The following is a 19,439-nucleotide window of genomic DNA, read 5'->3' on the forward strand; positions in this document are numbered from 1 at the left end:
TAGATTGATTGTATGCTACATAACCATGCCGCCGTCTACATTAAGCGTCTGGCCGGTAATGTACGACGCTGCATCACTTACAAGGAAGAGAACAGCATCGGCAACATGCTCCGGTTTGCCAAGTGCTCCAAGCGGAATGCCCTCAGCAATCTTTTCGCGAATGCTGTCCTTGAGGACAGCTGTCATATCGGTGTCGATAAAGCCTGGCGCAACGACGTTGACCGTAATCCCGCGCGGCGCAAATTCCTTTGCCGCAGACTTCGAGAAGCCGATCACGCCCGCCTTTGCCGCAGCGTAATTCGTCTGCCCCACGTTGCCGATCTCGCCGACCACGGAGGAGAGATTCACAATGCGCCCGCTGCGCTGCTTCGTCATGAACTTTGCAGCAGCCTTCGTGCAGGCATAGATGCCTTTGAGGTTCGTGTTGATCACAGCATCGAAATCCTCATCCTTCATGCGGACGAGCAGCGTATCGCGCGTAATGCCCGCATTGTTGACGAGAATATCGAGACCGCCGAGTTCCTCATGCACGCGCGTGACCATCTCGGTCGCGGCAGCGCTGTCGGAGACATCCGCCTGAACGAGCAGTGCCGTACCGCCCTGCTCCTCGATGATCGCCTTGACCTCCTCGGCTGCAGCCTGATTGCCCGCATAGTTGACGGCAACCTTTGCGCCCTCCTGTGCAAGCCGGATGGCGATTGCGCGCCCAATGCCGCGAGAACCGCCCGTAACAAGAGCAACTTTACCCTCAAGAAGCATGGATTTCCTCCTTAATCGCACCGAATTCATTTAATCATTACTTCTTTAGTGTGTCAAGTGTTTTTTGCAGGGATTCCACATTCTCGACGTTCAGGCTCTTCAGCGTCTTGTCGATGCGCTTGTTAAAGCCCGCGAGCGTCTTGCCGGGGCCGCATTCGACATAGGTATCCGCGCCAAAGTCGCGCATCGTGTTGACGCACGCAATCCAGCGCACGGGATGATCTGCCTGTGCGACGAGGTTCGCCTTGATCTCCTCTGCCGTCTGCTGAAGTCCGCCCGTATAGTTCGAGACCACGGGGAACGCCGCATCGTGCAGCGTGACCTTTTCGAGCTCTGCCGCGAGCTTTTTCGCGGCGGGTTCCATCAGCGTCGAGTGGAACGGTGCGGAGACGGGCAGAATGACCGCCTTCTTCGCGCCCTTTTCCTGCAGCAGCTGCACAGCTGTCTCTACGCCCTTCGCCGTACCTGCGATAACAGTCTGTCCGGGGCAGTTGAAGTTGACTGCCTGCACGGCGCCTGCTGCACTCGCTTCGGCGCAGACCGCAATGATCGTATCATCGTCGAGCCCGATCACCGCAGCCATCGCCCCCTCACCCACGGGAACGGCTTCCTGCATATAGGCACCGCGCTTGTGCACGAGAACGACAGCATCCTGGAACGAGAGCACGCCCGCCGCAACGAGTGCCGCATACTCTCCGAGGCTGTGCCCCGCGGCAATCTCAGGCTCAATGCCCTCTGCGCGCAGGAGCTCCGCCGCGATCACCGCCACCGTGAGGATTGCGGGCTGCGTATGCTCGGTCAGCTGCAGCTGATCGGCAGGCCCCTCGAAGCAGAGCTTGCTGATGGAGTAGCCGAGCGCCTCATCCGCTTCGGCAAAGCGCTTCTTTGCAAGATCATAGGTATCGAAGAAGTCCTTCCCCATGCCAACGACCTGCGCCCCCTGTCCGGGGAACAAAAATGCAAGTTTTCCCATACCCCTGTACCTCAATCACAGGTCTTGCGTGCAGCGTCGAATGCGCCCGGAAGACCGTTTACAATGTCCTCGATGATCTGCTTGACAGGCTTCACGTCTGCAAGCATCCCCGAGATCTCGCCGATCATGACGGAGCCGTTGTCGACGTCCCCCTCGTGGGTCGCACGGTGTAGGCTGCCGACGCCGAGCTGCTCAAGCTCCTCGTTCGAAGCGCCTGCCGCCTCCATCTCCTCATACTTGCGCGAGAGCTTGTTCTGGAGAACGCGCGCGGGATGTCCGAGCGAACGCCCCGTGACGACCGTCGAGCGATCCTTTGCCTTCAAAACAGCCTGCTTGTAGTTCGGATGCGCAATGCACTCCTCGCTGAGGACGAAGCGCGAGCCCATCTGGATCGCCTGTGCACCGAGCGCAAACGCAGCAGCCATACCGCGCGAATCGCCGATGCCGCCCGCACCGATGACGGGTACATCCACCGCGTCCACCACCTGTGGGAGCAGCGCCATCGTCGTGATCTCGCCGATGTGTCCACCGGACTCCGTGCCCTCAGCGATCACAGCATCCACGCCCGTGCGCACGAGACGACGCGCGAGAGCGACCGACGCCACCACGGGGATGACCTTCGAGCCGATCTCCTTGAGTCCCGGCACATACTCACCGGGATTGCCCGCCCCCGTCGTGATGACGGGAACGCGCTCCTCGAGCACGACCTGCATGACTTCCTTCACAAAGGGACTCATGAGCATGACATTCACGCCGAAGGGCTTGTCCGTCCATCCCTTCACCTTGTGAATCTCATTCCTGAGCGCATCGGGCGGCATATGTCCGGCACCGATGAGTCCAAGCCCTCCGGCATTGGAGACGGCGGAGGCAAGCTCGGCTGTGCCGATCCATGCCATACCACCTTGAAAGATTGGATACTTGATGCCAAGCATCCGACAAATCGGATTGTTATCAAACATTAACCGTTTTCCTCCTTCGCCCACTTCATAATACACGATGCCCATGTAAGTCCCGCGCCGAAACCTGCGAGGGCGATGTTGTCTCCCTTTTTGAACTGCTGCGCGTGCGCCGCCTCCGCAAGGGCGACAGGGATGGATGCGGCAGACATATTGCCGTAACGATGAATATTTATAATAACCTTGTCCATCGGCATGTCAAGTCGCTTGGCTGCCGCCTGGATAATACGGATATTCGCCTGATGTGGGACGAGGTAGTCAAGATCCTCCCGCTGCATTCCTGCGCGTTCGAGAGAGGTCTCCACCGTCCGTCCCATAACCTTCGTTGCAAAGCGGAAGACCGCCTTGCCGTCCATGTGGACGAAGTTGAGACGCTGCTCAATCGTCTCTGGGGTCACGGGACGCAGACTGCCGCTCGAGGGAATGTCAAGAGCATCGCCGCCCGAGCCGTCACTGCCGAGATCAAAGGCACGGATGCCGTAGCCCTCCTCGACCGCCCCAAAGACAGCTGCACCTGCGCCGTCGCCAAAGAGGATGCAGGTATTGCGATCCTCCCAGTCCACGACCTTCGACAGCGTCTCGCCGCCAATCACAAGCACGTGGCGGTAGACGCCGCTCTCGATGAACTGCGCGGCGATGGAGGCCGCATAGACAAAGCCCGAGCACGCCGCCGAGAGGTCAAACGCCGCTGCATGTTTCGCCCCGAGGCGATCCTGCAGAACGCACGCCGTCGACGGGATGATCCTGTCCGAGGTGAGCGTTGCCATGATGATGAGATCCAGATCCGCAGCATCCACACCTGCATCCGCAAGCGCCATCTCTGCCGCACGCTGTGCGAGCACGGAGACCGGCTCTCCCTCTGCGGCAATGCGCCGCTCATGAATGCCTGTGCGCTCCACAATCCACGCATCGTTCGTCTGAACCATCTTCTCAAGGTCGAAATTCGTCAGCACCCGCTCCGGAACGTAGTAGCCCGTTCCGAGGATGCCTGCACTGATCTTAGGCACGATCCGAATCCCCCTCCTTTGCCAGAGCATCACGGATCTGATCCAGCACTTTTCCATTCACATAGTCCACGGTCACACCGATCGCACTCGCAACGGATTTCGCATCCGAGGAGCCGTGACCGATCACACAGCAACCGTTCACACCGAGGAGCGGCGCGCCGCCGTACTCCCTCACATCGAGGCGCTTGCCGAGACGCCGGAGCGTCGGCATGAGGAGGAGCGCGCCGAGCTTCGCCATCAGCCCCGCCCCACGAATCTCCTCCTGAATGAGTCCAAGAATTGTTTTCGCAAGCCCCTCTGCAAATTTTAGCACAACATTCCCGACAAATCCATCACAAATGACGACGTCGAAATTTCCCTTGGGCACATCGCGTCCCTCGGCGTTGCCGCAGAAGTGGATGTTCGGCTCGACCTTGAGCAGCTGATAGGTCTCCTTCACCTGCTCATTGCCCTTCGTCTCCTCCTCTCCAATGTTGAGGAGGCCGACGCGTGGGTGTTCGATACCGAAGACATACTGCGCGTAGAGCGAGCCCATGACCCCACTCTGGACAAGGTGCTCGGGCTTTGAGTCCACGTTCGCACCCGAGTCGAGCATGAGCGTCACACCGTCCGGGGTCGGCATCGGCGTTGCAATGGCGGGGCGTCCAACGCCGCGGATGCGGTGCAGGATGAGCTGTGCCGCCGCAACAGCAGCGCCCGTTGAGCCTGCGGAGAAGACCGCGTCGCAGCTGCCGTCCTTCACAAGACGCGTTGCAACCACAACGGAGGAGTCCTTCTTCGACCGCACCGCCTCTGCGGGATGCTCGTTCATGCCGATCACCTCGGAGGCGTGTACGATGGAGATGCGCAACGACGCAGGATCTTCGCCGTGCAGCTCTGCACGAATCTGCTCCTCATCGCCGACCAGTACGATCTCGCAGTCGTATTTCTTCGCTGCTTCCACCGCACCGCGTACAATCTCCTTCGGGGCGAAATCACCGCCCATCGCATCGACCGCTATACGCATCCTGCGCTCCCTTCTCCCTTGCTGCTATTCCCTCACCGCTGGAGGGATACTACAATAAATTTTGCGCGAAAGACCTCTTTGTCCTCGCGGTACGTCTTGACCCAGACAAAGATCTTATTGCCGCGCACCTTTACGATCTCCGCATGTGCGATGACCGTATCGCCCTTCTTGATCGGCGTCTTGTATTTCACATTGGCGACACCCGTCATCGCGACAGGAGCGTCGATGATGGCGAGTGCGAGCGAGTTTGCCTGAGAGAAGAGTGCCGTCCCGCGCGCAATCTCCGAGTCCGCAAAGATGAGATCGTCCGTCACGCGTAGCGCCGATGTTCCCCGTACGCCCAGTTCGAGTGAGAGGAGATCGCCGATCACCTCGGTGTGCGGAATGGCGCGCACCTTCTCGCGCGCATTCTCTGCAAGCGTGCGCACGCGGGCGCGCAGTTCCGGAATCCCGAGCTCCGTGCGGTCAAGGCGCACCGTCTGCACGCTCACGGCAAGTTTCTTCGCCAGTGCCTCATCTGTCAGGAACGGTTCCTTCCGCACTGCCATGACGAGCGTCTCCTGCCGCCGTCGCTTCTTCTCCGTCATCACACCACTCCTCTCTCCGAACTTATGCGCAAGCTCCCGCATTCATAAATTCGTTATTTTTAGCACCTGCTGCTATCAGTATGAACGCATTATACTAGGTACTAAAAAAAATTGCAAGAGGAAATGATTAAAAAATAAAAGAGCTGCCGCAAAAAGTCCACAGACTTCTTGCAACAGCTCCGCATGGTTCTCATTCAGCCGCCTCGGCCACAGGCTTTCCGTCATAATAGCCGCATTCCATGCACACATGGTGCGGGAGCTTCGGCTCATGACACTGCGGGCACGATACATAGTGCGGCGCTTCGAGCTTCCAGTTTGCACGACGACGGTCGCGGCGCGCTTTCGATGTCTTTCTCTTTGGTACTGCCACTTTGGATACACCTCCTTAATCATTTTTCAATAGGCTCTCTAAAGCCGCCAGTCGGGGGTCTGGTACGAACGTATCACAGTCGCACTGTCCCTCGTTCAGGTTCTGCCCGCAGACCGGACAGAGCCCCTTGCAATCAGACTTACACAGCTCACGCAGCGGCTCAGCCACAAGGAGGGTGTCACGTACGAGGTCGTCCAAAACAATGGTCTCGCCATCGTAGAGTACCGCCTCATCCGTTTCTCCCGGAGTCTTCGCATAGTCCTCAGAAAAGTCAAGCGCAATCTCCCGCTCCCCCTCGGCGAGGCAGCGGTCACAGACGAAAGCTCGATGCGCGCGAACCGTTCCCGCTGCGCGCAGGGACGAGCCCGTATTCATCAGCGTGCCGTCCACGCGGATCTCTCCACGAAAACGCCGATCTTCATCCCCCAGTTCGAGGGATTCCGGCGTTACTGCAAACGAGAAAGTACGGCTCTCCCCGATGGGAAATGTCGCCTCCGCGATATCCAGCTTCATCATGACGCATGACCTTTCACATTATAGCGGCGGTTATCGGCATTGTCAAGGAGCGTTTTCAGAGTTCCGACACCTCATCCTGCGGCGCATTCATCTGTGCCTTTGCCGTACGGAGGACATTCATCGCCTGATTCAGCCCCATCTCCGCCTGCTGAACGCCCTTGAACGTGCTGCCGACATGGGCGATCAGCTGCTCGAACACCTGATTTGCATAGGCATCCGCATCACTCTGGAGACGTGCGGCACCTGTCTGCGCCTGCTCCATGATCTCACGCGCCTGATCCTGTGTCTGTTGCATGATCGCACGCGCGCGCTCCTTCGCCTGAATGACGATCTCGCTGTCCTCGAGCATCTGGTTTGCACGCGCCTGCGCAGAATCGACGATATCCTTCGCCTCCTCGCGCGCACGCGTGATGATGCTCTCCTGCTCCTGCATGATCTCCGCCGCGCGGTTCAGCTCCTTCGGGAGATCCATGCGCAGCTCCTCCACGAGGTGCACAATTTCATCGTCATTCACAAGAGCCTTGTCGCTGAAGGGGAGGTGAGATGCATCCGCGACCAGATCTTCGAGCTTTTTCAGCGTATCCACAACTGCCATAAATCTATCTCCTTTTCCTTCGCAGCCTCGAGAGTATTATCCCCGAGGAGGCTTTCCATACAGCTTCAATATCGCCCGCTCCACCGACGGCGGCACAATCCCCTGCACCGGCCCGCGGAAGCGGATCAGCTCACGCACGCCCGAGGAACTGACAAAGGTCAGGTCGGGGCGCGTCAGCAAAAAAATCGTATCGCTCTCCGGCATGAGGTGGCGCACCATTGATGCGTGATTCTCCTCATACTCGAAGTCCTTGACTGAGCGCAGACCGCGCACAACAACGCGCGCATTCTGCTGCTTCATATAGTCCGTCAGGAGACCCGAGAACACATCCACGCGCGCATTCGGCACGTGGGAGGTCGCCTCCCGCAGAAACTGAATGCGGTCATCCAGAGGGAAACAGCCCTCCTTCTGGACATTGTGAAAAATGCAGACAATGAGCTCGTCAAACATCGCGGCGGCGCGCTCTACAATATCGATATGTCCCGTGGTTACGGGGTCAAAGCTGCCGGCAAACACCGCACGTCTCATTCCTGCACCTCCTGCGTATAAAAACAGATGCGTGCTGCGCCATAGCGCCGCTCACGCATGAGCGAGAGACTGCCGCTCCGCTCGACGATCTGCTCCCCTGCCCCCTGCTCGAGCACGAAGAGCCCGTCTGCAGCGAGCAACGCGCCCGCATCCAGCGCAGCAAGCACGCGTGCATTATCTCCGCGTGCATACGGCGGATCGGCGAAGATAAGATCGAACGTGCGCCCCTCTCGTGCGAGCGCCGCGGCCTGCCCATAGACATCGCCGCGACGAAGCTCCACGCGTGCCGCGAGCTTCGTCCGCTGTGCATTCTCCACGAGAATCGCATGTGTCGTGCGATCCACGAGCACAGCGTGCGCCGCCCCGCGCGAGAGTGATTCGAGTGAGAGCGCCCCCGTCCCCGCGAAGAGATCGAGCACGCGCGCATCATAGACGCGTGCGCCCAGCATACTGAAGAGCGCCTCACGCGTGCGGTCAGCCGTCGGACGCGTCCCGTCCCCCGCAGGGGTCTTGAGACGCACACCGCGTGCACTGCCCGTAATGATCCGCATCGCATTCCTCCCGCCATTTTACTGTAGGCTTTCCTATTTTACCACAATTTGCATTCGCATTTCAACCTGTCACGATGCATCAGTGATTCCATAGACGCAAAAATGACCTGCCCCCAAACGTTAGACAATCTACTCCTTGGGAATCAGGTCAGCTCCTCGCGCATATCATTCATCTGTGCCGCTGTCGCATGACAGGTGAACACGCTGTATTGAACGCGAAGCGCCCGCGCCTCCAGGTACTTCACGACGCGGGTACGAATGCGATCTTCTTTGATATCGTAGCAAATAATGTATTTCATAGGCTACAGCGCAAATCATCAGAATACATTACTCAATGCCGCACGCAGCATTTTATGTGGTGCAACTCCGTCGCTCGCAGCCCTTGTCCCGCGCGGGGCGAGAGGGTGTTTTGGAAAGTCGTCGATTTTTTTTGCCGTTTTCCCTTATGGGGCGGCATTTTCACCGAAAAATCACGGCGTCAATCGGCGTCTTCCCTTGTGCGGCGCGGAGCTGCGCCCAAATGGAAAATCGCGACGGTAGAATGCGGCTTTGCGGCATCGCCGTCGCATTTTCCACTTTTCTGCACCATGGGTGTATCATATCAGAAAATCCGTGATTTTGCAATCCGTTTTCACAGATTCCTTTTATTTTTACGTCTCCTTCACCTCCAGTGCTGTTGGCAGAATCCAACGATTTTGAAAGGGGTGATCGGGGTCGTCGATGGTCATTGTCCGTGTTTTCTTCTCCCAATCGGGGATCGTGGTCGTCTTCCAGTCGAGCATGTGGGAGAGCTCCGCCATAGCGTTCCGGTACCGATTGTGGACACCCGCATCCAGTCGCTCGCCCAGTTCCCGATCAAACGCTGCAATGTAGGCATCCATCGTCTCCTCGCGCTCGGCTCTGTTCCAAACGCCCGTGCTGTCAAAGGCGTGACGATAGGAATCCTCCGTGTCGGTGCGGATCAGCCGTGCAGTGATGCGAACGCTGCCGAGCCCGATGGATTTCCCCTTGCCAATTTTACAGCAGAGGTCATTGCCGCCGATGCGCAGCACTTTCAGCAGGGCGCCAAGCTCATCCTCGGACAGGCGCTCAAATCGAATGCTCCCGTGGAACACGGAGCCTGCCTGAACGGGGGTGATGCGCGTCTTTGAGACCTTGGTCGCTTGCTGCACGTCATTCTGCCACTTCGTTTTGTTCTTCTGATGCCAGTAGAGTTTATAGCCTCGGATGCAGGCATTGGGAGTGTCCCAATGGGCGAGCTGCGTGCCGTTCTCCTGTTCGAGATAGAGCTGCATGGAGGTCGGCTTCGGCTCACCGAGCACCTTCGGATAGGCGGCGAATTCTGAGCGCACCTCTCCTGCCGGCAGCGCATCGCTGAATGCAAGGCGCCCCGCCCAGAGTTCTTTGCGTCCGAAGAGTGCGTCGGTGTAGTCGATCTTCGCTGTCCCCATGCCGATCACATGATCGCCGACACTCTGCCGATAGGGAATACGGTAGAACCGCCCGAAGCCAAAGTGCTGTACCTGTCCGTTTTCCTCCTGATAGAAACATGGTACGACGAGGTCGATCGCCGAGTCTCCTGTAAAGGCAGCGGCAGCGGCATCCACTTTTGCCACGGACGAGCCAAGGATGTTCACCCCGGCGCGGCTGATGTCGTCACGATAGTCCTGTATGATGTTTTCGGGGACGGGGATGCGCTCCTGCCAGTTTGGTGCATGATGAATCGTGTAATGCGCTTTGTTCTGCATTTTTCCGGTGTAGCAGGTTACCTGTCCCTTGCGCGGCTCATCCCAGAATATGCAGCCGGCATTTCTTTTAACACTGTCCGCATCCTGTACTGTGTCGTATTCTGCAGGGCAGATATAATACTGCTGCTCCTCCTCCACACGGATGAGATAGCCCGCCTCGGTATACTCCTTCGGCGCGCGCTTCTCGTAGACTTTTTTCATAACGGCAGCATTGCCTTTCCCCCCCAGTGCACGAAAATAGAGATGCCGATCTTCGTAGTCCTCCCCGTCTCCACGCATGGCGCTGCAGGTGACGATCTTGAAGAGGTTCTTGATCGTGCCGCGGATGGTGCTGCCTGGGATCATGGGAACGCCGGTCGGCGAGAAGAATGTCTCCGTTTCAACGTCTGCGCCGACGAATACGGAGGTCAGCGTTTCGATTGTGAGGTCGATGCGCCCGCTGAGGCGGTTGGGCGCGAGAACGTGCTGCCGATAGTTCTCGATGCGCTCTTCGTCGCTCGCTGCATCGTTGTCGATGGGCGATGTGAGCACGCCCTTCGGCAGGGATACGAAGTTGTACGGCGCGGTTGCAATCCTGTTCGCCATGTTATTCCTCCCCTTTCATGTCCGCCGGCACGATGGCAAGGAAGCGGTCATCGATGTAGCCTGCCTGGGCGGTCTTTTCGTGGATGCCGATGTAGCTGCGCGTGACGAGTCCGACGTAACGACAGGGCTCCGTCAGCGCAGGCATTGTGAGCTTGAGTTTGCGTTCGCGGTCACGCAGGGTCATCCATGCGCCCTGATCTTCGCGCTCTCCCATGAGCCGCGCCATGCTGTCGACGTGTTCGACGGGATCGCCTGTGCCGTCCTGCCGAAACCGCCCAAGGAGTTCGCTGTCCTCGCGGCGCAGACGAAGTTCACACGCGGAATCGAAGACGCGCAGTTCGACGAGCAGCGCCGCATCCAAGGGACGCTCATCCGCAAAGTGGAATGCGCCATTGCGCCACGTCCCACAGCGGATCTGATCGACCTGCCAGAGGATGACGGTTGCGTCCTGTATGCCGCGACGCACAAGTTCGCCCACAATGTCCTCCACCGAGATGCGGAGTGCACAGCTGTCCGATCTGCTCGTCCCCGCACAGATGCGCAGGGGGTTCAATGCAAGTTCCGCACTCATACGCCCGCCTCCTCGCTCAATGCTGTTACAAATGTCTGCAATTCCCGCGCCGCATTTTCATCGAGCGGCTGCCCCGAGGTCAGTTCCCATGTCCGTCCACAGTAGTGAATGGAGGCGCACAGTCCCTCGAGGGTGCCGCGCCCGATGGATTTCTCCCCGCCGATCGCCGTGCGCCCGAGCCAGAGGTCTTTGAGCAGGAGGAGGCAGAGTCCCGCCTCCCATTCGCTCGCACGGCGTGCGCCGAACCGCAGGGTAACGGCGCGTGCGCCACGCGTCTCCTGCCATACGGGCATGCTCGAGAAGAGCGCGGCAGAGATGGTGCCGCCTGTGAAGCGATTGCCTCGGATGCGCATTTGCCGATGGGTGTTCCCCTCAACGACCGCCTCCTCGACGATGAAGCGACTGCGCCGTTTCATCTCGCCACTCACAGTTCCCATCAGCTCGTCCAGTGGGTGCGAGTCTTTGCCGAGCGCATGGAGGATGTATTCTGCACGGTGACGGAGCACGCCCTTGAGGCTCGTGCCGGGGATGATGTACTGCCCCGCCGCATTCTTCTTCATGAGGGCATCGGGGGTCTTCTCGTTGCTATCCTCCACCATTTTATTTGCGTCCTCGTAGTCGCGCACGATGAGCGATCCCGCGAGGGCAAAGTCCGCCTCGATCATGAAGTCCTGCGGGATATAGACGGAGTGCGACGCTTCTTCATCGGGGAGCGTCACCAAGTGCTGCAATGCACAGCCACGCTCTGGTCTCAGCCACGCTATGACGTCCTCTGGTTTGGAAAAATCGTAGCAGTGCACTGCCATGCCCTCAAGGCGCATTCTGCCAAAGCCCTTGGTGGTGAGTGCGCCGACGTGGAAGCCTCCGATGAGCCGCTCGCGCAGTCGCGCGAGTACGCTCCGCAGTGCCGACTCCTCGCTCTCATGCACGGCTCGCTGAACGATCTCGGCGTAGAATATGCCGGTCGCTCCGCTCTCTACGATCTCGTAGTCGTATTTGCCATGCGGAATGGTCGTGCCCGTGACGCCGTCGATGCGGACGCCGTCGCGAAAGCCGAGTTTCGCCCCGCTGAGTTCGACATCATAGAGGGAGACGGCGCTCTGCAGTTCGTCAATGCCCTTCTCATCATGCTCTGTGCCAAAGAGAAGCTGTGCAGCGCGCGGCGCATCCTCCTCGACGAAACTGCGCAGTGCACCCGCGAGCGATGTGCCGGGAATGAATGGCGTTCCACCCTTGCTGCGGAGCACATGGATGTCCCGATCGCCACGCTCCTCCCCGCTCTCTCCCTCGCCGATGAGGAGGGGGGTCTCGAGACGGAGTTTTCCCTTCACCATGATGCGTTTCAAGATTCGTGCCGGATTCGCGTTCGTACTCATGCCTCTGTTCCTCCTTCCTCAGACCGCCCAGCCTGCTTGCGTGCAAAGCGGAAGAATGCGTTCCAGTATGCGTAAAACACCTGATCTTCGCGCAGGATGCCCTCGATCCCATGCGCTATGCCAAGCTCGTCTGCGATATCTCCCACTTCGCTGCGCAGGAGCTCCTTTCCTCTGAGGAAATATGGCATGTCTGCGATGTTTTTCTCATGGAAGTAAGCAAGCAGCGATATCCCGTTCACCCGAATACCCGTCATCATCTTTCCGAGGGGCGTCTTTTTCCCCTGCATCGAGGCCGCAAACTCCTGCATGCGGCTGATCGCCCCGTCCGATCTCGTGCCGAGCTCCTGCTCCAGACGCGAGAGCGCGTGCCGCGCACCGCTCGGAATGAGCTCTGTTTCGACATCCATGGAGGCAAACACGCGGATCTGCTCGACAATGTGTGCGGTGAGGATTGCTGCTGCGATCTTCTTCGCCTCTGCGCCAAGTTCACGCGGCTTTACGTCGTTGCGCTCCATCTTCTCCGCGCGGCGGATATCTCTGCCGTCCCACAAGCGCAGCTGACCGAATCCCTCTGCGCGACGGCGTCCGACGCCCTCATAGAGGACGGTGCGCAGCGCCTCTGCATCGCCGTCCTGCCAGCCGCCCGCCTTCTCAAGCGCAAAAACGGTGCCTGCGGCAAGCCCTGTCTCACGCGGACGCTTCATGCACCACTGGCCGACGAAGTTGTCGATCTCCGCTTCTTTTGCAAAGATGCTGCGCGGCTCTTCGAACAGGGAGAAGCCGCCGCTCGTCTTTTCGTTGAGGGCTGTGACGATCTCTGCGAGCATGGACGCAGCATCGCCAGGGATGCCGGTGCGCGGGAGGAGGGGGGTCTCGAGACGGATGCAGAGGCGTTCGCCCTGCGGTGCATCCTCCTCAGGAATGTCCTGCGGCTGCGTGAGCGTGACCTCGCATTGCCCGTACTGGGTGTACTTTGACCGTCCCGCGTAGCAGGTGAACTGCGTCCCGAGCACATCGCGGAGCTGCGCGAGCAGCTCTGCCGCTCCATAGATGACCCCCTCAAAGCGCTGTCCTGCCGCGATGGATTCGTAGTTGTAGATGCCGCTGCTGCGGCTCTTTCCCGCGAGGCGTTCCATCCCGCTGTCATCCTTCAGGTCGGTGCGGCTCATGTGGAGGGTGATGTTCTTTCGCACCTTGACGGGGCGGAGCACGCCGTCCGCCGCGGCAGCAAAGCCCTTCATCCCCTTGAAGCCGGGCGCGAGTTCCGTGCCCTTCTGCAGGAGGTCTCTGATCTCCCGCTCGTCTTTGCTGCGCTGCACTGAGAACGGCAATACGATCGCACGCGCTCCCGTCTCGGGATCAACGGGATAGGCATCGACAAAGCGCAGGTCACCGTAAAAGAGCCGCATGAAGTCCGCATCCGTATGCGCCATTTTGTCGAGTTTCTGCTTCTCTATGAATCGTGCGGCGAGGATGCCGCGCAGAACAGAGCCGCTGAAAAAGTCGTGCGTCGCAGTCATGACGGACGCATGACCGAGTGCGGAGAGAATGACGGGCGACAGTGTCTTGATTCGGATGTTCATTGCCTGCATCATCGTTTGCCCCCTTTCTGTCCGCTGTTTTTCAGCGCGCGTTCCACCAGCGGGGCGAGGATGTCCCTGCCCCCCTGTCTGAGCGTACAGCCAATCCTGCCGAAGCCGCGCGTGCGCTTTCCTCCGCACTGCGAAAGGTTGCGCGCAGCGAGCGCGAGGATGCTGAGCTCCGCTATGGTTCCGTCAAGGAGACGGAGCTCCCCGCGGAATGTCTTCCCCTTCTCGATGACGCGCATATTGTGCAGCGAGGTCGTCTTTGCCGTGCCTGTCTCACGATCGATCGCGGTCTGCCAGCGCAGCCCCGCATAGTGATTGAGGATGTCCGCCGGACGAAAGATGGACGGATAGCGCTCCTCAAGGTATTGAAGATCATCATGAATCCGCTCGTATTCGCTCAAACGGAGATTCGAGACAACGAGCTGCACCTTTCTTTCGCACCCACGCTGAAAGAGACAATCGAGCGCCGCCCGATCAAAGAGCACGAGTCCCGATGCCTCCGCCATCTCGGCGACCTCGCGTCCGCTCTCGTAGAGCAGTCCCTTGAACCGCTTCGCCGGAAAATACGGGAGTCCGACATCGTCCTGCACGACGTCCGCGTCAACATGGATGTCGGCGCGTCCTGCTCCGAGATGCAGGGGCGAAAACGTCTCGATGACGACCTCGATCGGCTCTTTTGCGTCTATGTCCCTGATCTGTGCGGCAGGTTCGTACTGGATAGCAGGAATGCGTATGGATTCATCCCATTGTCTGCGCTCTTCCGCTCTCTCGTCCGCCTTGTTTTTCTCCGCAGTCAGGATGCGATTCTGCTCACGTCTCTGATTCATTTCGCGTCGTCTGTCTGCCGCTTTTTTCTTCGCCATGCTCACACCTCCTCATCCACAAGGGTATAATCCATGAGTTCGATCGCGTCGACGTAGGGCGTCCTGCCTTCCGCCCAGAGCGTCTCCTCGTATGGCTGCCATGCAGACACGCTTGGCAGCCGCATCCCTGGGTCGCTCTTGCGGAGATGCGCAAGCTGCGCCATGAACTGTCGCTGCTCATGCTCTCCGTAGGCGAGAACGCGGCGAAGTTCCTTGACCTTGCTGCGCGGGAGCGCACGCATGCCCTGCACGCAGGAGAGCAGTGCGTCCAGACTCTCCTGTGCATCTGCCGATGCGTCGACACGATAGGGACCGAAATGCAGGTCGCCGCGCGCGCCGCGATACTCCTCGGCACGGAACTGATCGAGCGTCGGTGCCTGTTCACCGTGCAGGATGGCATAGTCGAGCCAGCAGGAATCTGTCTCCTGTCCCGCCGCTGCCTCGAGAGCGCGCATGCACTTCTTTGCCGCGCCGCAGAGTTCCTCCGCCATCTGGTAGCCCCGGAAGAAAGGATAGTTTGTATTCATGATGGTGATGCCGCCGCAGCTTGCAATGCCGCTGTCCCGCAGGCGATCCATGATGAATCGCGTATAGCTTACGGCGACCTTTGCGGCACAGACAAAGGTCATGTCATCGCCGCCCAGTACGAGCGGACGAATGGGAAGGAATCGTCGCAGCTCTTTGTCGTATCTAATGGAGAGTTCGTCCTCATATACGTCAATGTTCGCAATGATATTCTGAACGAGTTCGGTAAACGCCGCAATGGTTTTGCTGCGGATCGCGCGCGACATATTCTTGCGCGCGGTCAGCGTGCGGCAGTCCTGGAATTTGCGCCCCATATTGTTGCCGTCAATGTGGACGACGGCAATGTCGTTCTCCGTCTGTCGCTGTCCGAGATCGGTAAACTCCATCGGGAAGACATAACCGTTTAGAAAGCCATCCCGATCGGCGGCAGGAAGGACGGATGAGAGCTTTTTCATCAGTTCCACCTCTGCGGGCGCCTCTCTGCCGTCTCTGCGGTCAGCGCGCAGTTTCATCTCGACTTCCCATGCATAGAATCTGCGCTCGGTCTCATCCCATGCGTTCGCCGTCTCACCGCTCTCTTGACAGGTGAGGGTCAGCCCTGTGCTGGGGACGTTGACCAACGGGAAGATGGTGTTCTGTCCGTCCTTGAGCGCATGGACAAGCGCCGTGAGATTCTTCTCCCCCACAAAGCTGCCGTCCGCCGCAAGGTCGATTTCCCCGATTGCTGCGCCTGTATGCAGTCCCGGCATACGGACGAGCAGCTGTTTCGTAAATGTGGCGACAACGGTGCGCAGTGTCTCCTCAGCCGTGTCCGCGCGGAAGAGGAGCAGGGCGTTACCGCCACCGATGTAGCCGACGCGCGCCGCAGTGGACATCTCGTCCCAACGTGGCTCTTCAACGCTCATCCATGTCTCGGCATCGAGAGCATCCTCGCCGAGCACGCTCCGCAGTGCTGGCAGAAGTACGTCGTCAAAGACACGCTCAACGAGATATGATGCGCCGATGTTCGTCTTGAGCTGATTGCCTGAGAAGATGTAGCTCTGTATGGAACGCGTATCAAAAAGTATTGCCTTATACCGCATTGCACAGCCTCCTTTGCAGCGCAAATCCATTTCTATGAGATAGATACATACGTCTCCCCCATTCCCTGTGCTGTCATGCGCCCCGTTCCGCAGAAGGGAGCAAACTGCGTGAGAAGCAGGATGATCTCCCGCTCCTCCTCCGAAAGTTCCGCGAGGCTGAACGAAAAATCCCCGACAAATGCAGGAACGCTCTTCTGATTGGTCAGCCGTACCCGCAGACTCTCGCCACGCCACGCGAGCGGAACAAGTTTTGCAGCGGCTATGCGCGCCGCGTCTTTGTAAATCACAGCAGGAAGTTCCTGCTGTGTCCACTTGTCGGCAAGTGAGGCAAAGATGCGTTCGGGCTGCGGGAATGCGTAATCATACCCGTCCGCACGGAATAGTGTCGGTGATCGGAAGTGGAGCCGGACGCTCCGCGCGCGCTCCATAGACAGTGCCGCCGCCGCGAGTTCGTCAGGCGCTGCCGCGCCGGTCTCCATGCGTCCGTCGGCGAGAACCTCCTCAAGGCTGAACGCAAGTTTACCTACCTGCAGTCTCGTTCCACGCGGCATAGCGGCAAGCGCCATAAGAGCCGCATCGTCGAGCGCTGTGACGCGCAGGAACACACTCTCTCCCTCAGTAAAAGCTGGTTCGTTGAAGGTCTTTTCTGCATTTGCGGAAGGTGCGCGCCGACGGTCGGCTCTTTGCAGACAGCCAATCGTAAACGGCTTGATCTGCCGCGCATGGAAGTCGGCAGAAAGCTCTGCCGAGCGCTCTGAAAGATAGTGAAAGAGCGCCCCGTGGAGGAGTCTGCCCGGAAACATGGTAAAATGCCCGCCCGTCTCCACGCGCAGCCGATAAACAAGAACTCCTAACATATCCTTCTCCCCGAACGAATGCACCGCCCTCAGTAGGCGCGGAAACGACAAAATGCGAAGCGGGACTCACGGACGGTCTCCCCCGCCTCGTTCACACGCTCGCTCACATGGCGCTCGCTGCACGCGGAGAGGACAGGAGTGCCCGCTGCTTTCAGCAGATTGATAAGCGCATAGGTATAGGTGAACTCGCCCTGCACAAGAACAGCCGCAGGGCTGCGTGCGAGGATCACCCGCGCATTCTCCTCTGCCAGACGCCGCACGGCATCCTCATCCCAGTCGGCAGGAATCTGTGGGAAGGGGATATCCATTATAGTGCCATACTCCTCGGCTGCACGCCGCTGCACCTCCTCCCAGCGGGCGGAGGGGTGGTTTGTATGGTTGATGAATTCATGCATTGCCATATACCTCCCCTCCGCATGCGCGGCGAATATCCGCAAGCGCACTCCGCATCAGCGCGGTCAGCTCCTCTATGCCGGGGCGCCCCGTTTCTGCGCGCGCGTGGCTGGTGTGGTTGCGCTCGTCCTTGACGGCAAAATACTGCCGCAGGATACGCTCTGCCAGTGCATTGTCCCGCACGGTGAATCCACCCTCGCCCATTCTGCGGACAACGGGCATCCATGCGATGTCGGAAAAAATTTGGTCGAGATCCGTTTCCAGAGCGTTTTTCCCAAGGAATTTGCCAAGCTTCATAACGACGCTTCTGTTGTTCTGTGCCATCAGCGCGTCCCAGACCTCGCTCTGCTCTGCGTTCCCCTGCCCCGTCTTGCTCTTCTTGGGGCGGCGCGCATTGATATAGGGCGTACGAACACGCCCCAAAAAAGCCTTGCCAATCGGCGTATCGCGCAGGGCAAGATTATCTTCTTCACGAAGCATCTGACTCAGCCACATAAAGACATCGCACATGCGCTGGGCATCACCAAGACGGAATTGCGGTGTGTTACGCATTGCTCCGTCAGCAAAGGCAAAGATTTCATCTGCTGTCGTCTCCGCGCGAAATGCGCACAGGAATTTCCGCCGGGCATCTCTCCATGCCGTCTGCACCTTGTGGAACTCCTCACTCGGAAGTTTTTCCCCTCGATATTCGTTGACGAGATAGAATCCGGCGTTTCGATGCATGGGATCCTTTTCAAGACAGGCTAAAAAATTTTCCTGATACTCTGGTTTTAGGCGGAGGAAGCCGGAATCCACGAGCAGTTCCGGCACACGCTCGGTGAAGAAGGTAATCGACTGCTGCAGGAAGCCGCGATCAATGCACCACCCGATGAGGGCGATGTCGTCTACCTTCTCCGTGAGGATGGTGCTGTAATCTTCACGGATGCGCACAAGCATCTGCCGCATGAGATTGTCACTCTGCACCGCCTCTGCCGATATCGATGCTGAAGACTCATCGGAAAATGCCTCTATCCTGTGCCGAAGCTCGACAATCGCAGTGCGCAGTTCGCCATAATGGCAGAGTGTCAATTCCTCGGCAAATCCATGCATCGCTGCCAGCAGCCGCTCCAATGCGGGGCTCTTCTCCCGCGCGCGGAAATAATCCCGCAGCACCGACACCTCGCCATGACGTACGAATTCCTCCGCGCCCGCAACGAGGTCGAAGAATGCATAGAGCGGCATGACCTCCTCGACACGATGCGCATGATAGTTCGAGTAGATCACCTTGCCGATGGCAATGCGCTCGTACTGCACGAGGCGCATGAGTGCAATGAGAATCATCGACGCATTGCGCAGCCCGCCCGTGCAGTCAACGTGGAGAACAATCTCCGCAGTCGGATCATCTCTTCTGACATTCTGTGCATACCGACGTACGGAGGAGGCAACCTCGATGAGGGTGTCCATATTCTCCTCGATCGGCGCCTGCTCGTCAAAGTCGATGGATTCCGCAATATCCTCCACATTGGGTACGACATCCGAGATCCGATGCAGGAAATAGCCGTAGTGCGTCCACCCACGCCCCTCCGCATCCTCGTATCCGACAATCGGCCCTGCGACCATCTGCGTCCGCACGAGGAAGAGATGCGACAAACTGTCCACCTGTGCATGTCCTCCGCATAGGAGGTAACGGACGGCGGACTCATTTGTCGTGTGGCAGTCCTTTTTCGCGCCGATGTTCTGATACTCCGCCACCGAAATGCCGCCCTCACGGCTGCGTTTGACATCGCTCAGAAAGCACAGCATAATGTCTTTTTTCATATGATCCCTCTTTCTCGTGCCGTATAAAGGTCTCCACATAGATGTTTTATTTCATAAAATTTCGTCTCTCCTAAGCTGTCTCTTATTTTATCGTTAATCATGTCTAAATACAAGTAGCATGAAGCGTGCAGATGATCTTTCAACGCTTCTCCTCATCGGACGATTGCCGCAAAAAACGGATTGCACAGGCGGGTTTCATACAGTA

Annotated in this window: 21 protein-coding genes; all 21 read right to left on the reverse strand. The window is 58.6% G+C overall.

Annotated features, from left to right (window positions below; translation table 11 throughout):
• Positions 1 to 15 precede the first annotated feature (15 nt).
• On the reverse strand, positions 16 to 759 hold the full coding sequence (gene fabG, locus H1B31_RS09950; RefSeq protein WP_009441671.1) for a 3-oxoacyl-[acyl-carrier-protein] reductase: 744 nt from the start codon (positions 757 to 759) through the stop codon (positions 16 to 18).
• Between the two features lie 37 nt (positions 760 to 796).
• Positions 797 to 1,732 (reverse strand): ACP S-malonyltransferase, encoded by a 936-nt coding sequence (fabD, locus tag H1B31_RS09955; RefSeq protein WP_185980197.1) that lies wholly within the window; start codon positions 1,730 to 1,732, stop codon positions 797 to 799.
• Positions 1,733 to 1,743: 11 nt separating this feature from the next.
• Positions 1,744 to 2,691: an enoyl-[acyl-carrier-protein] reductase FabK gene (fabK, locus tag H1B31_RS09960; RefSeq protein ID WP_185980198.1), complete on the reverse strand. Its 948-nt coding sequence runs from the start codon at positions 2,689 to 2,691 to the stop codon at positions 1,744 to 1,746.
• The gene (locus tag H1B31_RS09965; RefSeq protein WP_037346995.1) at positions 2,691 to 3,695 is read right to left on the reverse strand and encodes a beta-ketoacyl-ACP synthase III; all 1,005 of its coding nucleotides are present in this window, start codon (positions 3,693 to 3,695) and stop codon (positions 2,691 to 2,693) included. The genes fabK and H1B31_RS09965 overlap by 1 nt, the downstream gene beginning before the upstream one ends.
• The gene (plsX, locus tag H1B31_RS09970) at positions 3,688 to 4,701 is read right to left on the reverse strand and encodes a phosphate acyltransferase PlsX (RefSeq protein ID WP_185980199.1); all 1,014 of its coding nucleotides are present in this window, start codon (positions 4,699 to 4,701) and stop codon (positions 3,688 to 3,690) included. The genes H1B31_RS09965 and plsX overlap by 8 nt, the downstream gene beginning before the upstream one ends.
• A 32-nt stretch (positions 4,702 to 4,733) precedes the next feature.
• Complete coding sequence (gene fapR / locus H1B31_RS09975; RefSeq protein ID WP_037346998.1) at positions 4,734 to 5,288, reverse strand: transcription factor FapR; 555 nt, start codon at positions 5,286 to 5,288, stop codon at positions 4,734 to 4,736.
• A 190-nt stretch (positions 5,289 to 5,478) separates the two neighbouring features.
• The gene (gene rpmF, locus H1B31_RS09980) at positions 5,479 to 5,658 is read right to left on the reverse strand and encodes a 50S ribosomal protein L32 (RefSeq protein ID WP_006306287.1); all 180 of its coding nucleotides are present in this window, start codon (positions 5,656 to 5,658) and stop codon (positions 5,479 to 5,481) included.
• 15 nt (positions 5,659 to 5,673) lie between these two features.
• Complete coding sequence (locus H1B31_RS09985) at positions 5,674 to 6,174, reverse strand: YceD family protein (protein WP_185980200.1); 501 nt, start codon at positions 6,172 to 6,174, stop codon at positions 5,674 to 5,676.
• A gap of 55 nt (positions 6,175 to 6,229) precedes the next feature.
• Positions 6,230 to 6,769, reverse strand: a complete 540-nt coding sequence (locus H1B31_RS09990; protein WP_009441678.1) for a hypothetical protein — start codon at positions 6,767 to 6,769, stop codon at positions 6,230 to 6,232.
• Between the two features lie 36 nt (positions 6,770 to 6,805).
• Positions 6,806 to 7,297 (reverse strand): pantetheine-phosphate adenylyltransferase, encoded by a 492-nt coding sequence (gene coaD / locus H1B31_RS09995; RefSeq protein WP_009441679.1) that lies wholly within the window; start codon positions 7,295 to 7,297, stop codon positions 6,806 to 6,808.
• Positions 7,294 to 7,848: a 16S rRNA (guanine(966)-N(2))-methyltransferase RsmD gene (gene rsmD, locus H1B31_RS10000; RefSeq protein ID WP_185980201.1), complete on the reverse strand. Its 555-nt coding sequence runs from the start codon at positions 7,846 to 7,848 to the stop codon at positions 7,294 to 7,296. Before rsmD ends, coaD begins: the two co-directional genes overlap by 4 nt.
• Positions 7,849 to 7,991: 143 nt before the next feature.
• Positions 7,992 to 8,147: a CRISPR-associated endonuclease Cas2 gene (cas2, locus tag H1B31_RS10005; protein ID WP_185980202.1), complete on the reverse strand. Its 156-nt coding sequence runs from the start codon at positions 8,145 to 8,147 to the stop codon at positions 7,992 to 7,994.
• 351 nt (positions 8,148 to 8,498) lie between these two features.
• Positions 8,499 to 10,181: a TIGR03986 family type III CRISPR-associated RAMP protein gene (locus H1B31_RS10010; RefSeq protein ID WP_185980203.1), complete on the reverse strand. Its 1,683-nt coding sequence runs from the start codon at positions 10,179 to 10,181 to the stop codon at positions 8,499 to 8,501.
• Between the two features lies 1 nt (position 10,182).
• On the reverse strand, positions 10,183 to 10,752 hold the full coding sequence (gene csx19 / locus H1B31_RS10015; protein ID WP_185980204.1) for a type III-D CRISPR-associated protein Csx19: 570 nt from the start codon (positions 10,750 to 10,752) through the stop codon (positions 10,183 to 10,185).
• Positions 10,749 to 12,128: an RAMP superfamily CRISPR-associated protein gene (locus tag H1B31_RS10020; RefSeq protein ID WP_185980205.1), complete on the reverse strand. Its 1,380-nt coding sequence runs from the start codon at positions 12,126 to 12,128 to the stop codon at positions 10,749 to 10,751. The genes csx19 and H1B31_RS10020 overlap by 4 nt, the downstream gene beginning before the upstream one ends.
• Positions 12,125 to 13,723 (reverse strand): hypothetical protein, encoded by a 1,599-nt coding sequence (locus H1B31_RS10025; protein WP_185980206.1) that lies wholly within the window; start codon positions 13,721 to 13,723, stop codon positions 12,125 to 12,127. The genes H1B31_RS10020 and H1B31_RS10025 overlap by 4 nt, the downstream gene beginning before the upstream one ends.
• Positions 13,720 to 14,580, reverse strand: coding sequence for an RAMP superfamily CRISPR-associated protein (locus H1B31_RS10030; RefSeq protein ID WP_185980207.1), 861 nt, complete (start codon positions 14,578 to 14,580; stop codon positions 13,720 to 13,722). The genes H1B31_RS10025 and H1B31_RS10030 overlap by 4 nt, the downstream gene beginning before the upstream one ends.
• A gap of 2 nt (positions 14,581 to 14,582) precedes the next feature.
• Entirely contained in the window at positions 14,583 to 16,187 is a 1,605-nt protein-coding gene (locus tag H1B31_RS10035) for an HD domain-containing protein (protein WP_185980208.1), read from the reverse strand.
• Positions 16,188 to 16,219: 32 nt separating this feature from the next.
• Positions 16,220 to 17,044: a CRISPR system precrRNA processing endoribonuclease RAMP protein Cas6 gene (gene cas6 / locus H1B31_RS10040; protein ID WP_185980209.1), complete on the reverse strand. Its 825-nt coding sequence runs from the start codon at positions 17,042 to 17,044 to the stop codon at positions 16,220 to 16,222.
• A 29-nt stretch (positions 17,045 to 17,073) separates the two neighbouring features.
• The gene (locus H1B31_RS10045) at positions 17,074 to 17,445 is read right to left on the reverse strand and encodes a CRISPR-associated protein (RefSeq protein ID WP_226372100.1); all 372 of its coding nucleotides are present in this window, start codon (positions 17,443 to 17,445) and stop codon (positions 17,074 to 17,076) included.
• Positions 17,432 to 19,234, reverse strand: coding sequence for a TM1812 family CRISPR-associated protein (locus tag H1B31_RS10050; protein ID WP_185980210.1), 1,803 nt, complete (start codon positions 19,232 to 19,234; stop codon positions 17,432 to 17,434). The genes H1B31_RS10045 and H1B31_RS10050 overlap by 14 nt, the downstream gene beginning before the upstream one ends.
• Positions 19,235 to 19,439 lie beyond the last annotated feature (205 nt).

Source organism: Selenomonas timonae (assembly GCF_014250475.1).
GTDB classification, from domain to species: domain Bacteria; phylum Bacillota; class Negativicutes; order Selenomonadales; family Selenomonadaceae; genus Centipeda; species Centipeda timonae.

Bases quoted from the DNA above. Each gene is read 5' to 3' on its own strand.
- fabG (WP_009441671.1), bottom strand. From the start codon at position 759: ATGCTTCTTGAGGGTAAAGTTGCTCTTGTTACGGGCGGTTCTCGCGGC.
- fabD (WP_185980197.1), bottom strand. From the start codon at position 1,732: ATGGGAAAACTTGCATTTTTGTTCCCCGGACAGGGGGCGCAGGTCGTT.
- fabK (WP_185980198.1), bottom strand. From the start codon at position 2,691: ATGTTTGATAACAATCCGATTTGTCGGATGCTTGGCATCAAGTATCCA.
- plsX (WP_185980199.1), bottom strand. From the start codon at position 4,701: ATGCGTATAGCGGTCGATGCGATGGGCGGTGATTTCGCCCCGAAGGAG.
- fapR (WP_037346998.1), bottom strand. From the start codon at position 5,288: ATGACGGAGAAGAAGCGACGGCGGCAGGAGACGCTCGTCATGGCAGTG.
- H1B31_RS09985 (WP_185980200.1), bottom strand. From the start codon at position 6,174: ATGATGAAGCTGGATATCGCGGAGGCGACATTTCCCATCGGGGAGAGC.
- H1B31_RS09990 (WP_009441678.1), bottom strand. From the start codon at position 6,769: ATGGCAGTTGTGGATACGCTGAAAAAGCTCGAAGATCTGGTCGCGGAT.
- coaD (WP_009441679.1), bottom strand. From the start codon at position 7,297: ATGAGACGTGCGGTGTTTGCCGGCAGCTTTGACCCCGTAACCACGGGA.
- rsmD (WP_185980201.1), bottom strand. From the start codon at position 7,848: ATGCGGATCATTACGGGCAGTGCACGCGGTGTGCGTCTCAAGACCCCT.
- cas2 (WP_185980202.1), bottom strand. From the start codon at position 8,147: ATGAAATACATTATTTGCTACGATATCAAAGAAGATCGCATTCGTACC.
- H1B31_RS10010 (WP_185980203.1), bottom strand. From the start codon at position 10,181: ATGGCGAACAGGATTGCAACCGCGCCGTACAACTTCGTATCCCTGCCG.
- csx19 (WP_185980204.1), bottom strand. From the start codon at position 10,752: ATGAGTGCGGAACTTGCATTGAACCCCCTGCGCATCTGTGCGGGGACG.
- H1B31_RS10020 (WP_185980205.1), bottom strand. From the start codon at position 12,128: ATGAGTACGAACGCGAATCCGGCACGAATCTTGAAACGCATCATGGTG.
- H1B31_RS10025 (WP_185980206.1), bottom strand. From the start codon at position 13,723: ATGATGCAGGCAATGAACATCCGAATCAAGACACTGTCGCCCGTCATT.
- H1B31_RS10030 (WP_185980207.1), bottom strand. From the start codon at position 14,580: ATGGCGAAGAAAAAAGCGGCAGACAGACGACGCGAAATGAATCAGAGA.
- H1B31_RS10035 (WP_185980208.1), bottom strand. From the start codon at position 16,187: ATGCGGTATAAGGCAATACTTTTTGATACGCGTTCCATACAGAGCTAC.
- cas6 (WP_185980209.1), bottom strand. From the start codon at position 17,044: ATGTTAGGAGTTCTTGTTTATCGGCTGCGCGTGGAGACGGGCGGGCAT.
- H1B31_RS10045 (WP_226372100.1), bottom strand. From the start codon at position 17,445: ATGGCAATGCATGAATTCATCAACCATACAAACCACCCCTCCGCCCGC.
- H1B31_RS10050 (WP_185980210.1), bottom strand. From the start codon at position 19,234: ATGAAAAAAGACATTATGCTGTGCTTTCTGAGCGATGTCAAACGCAGC.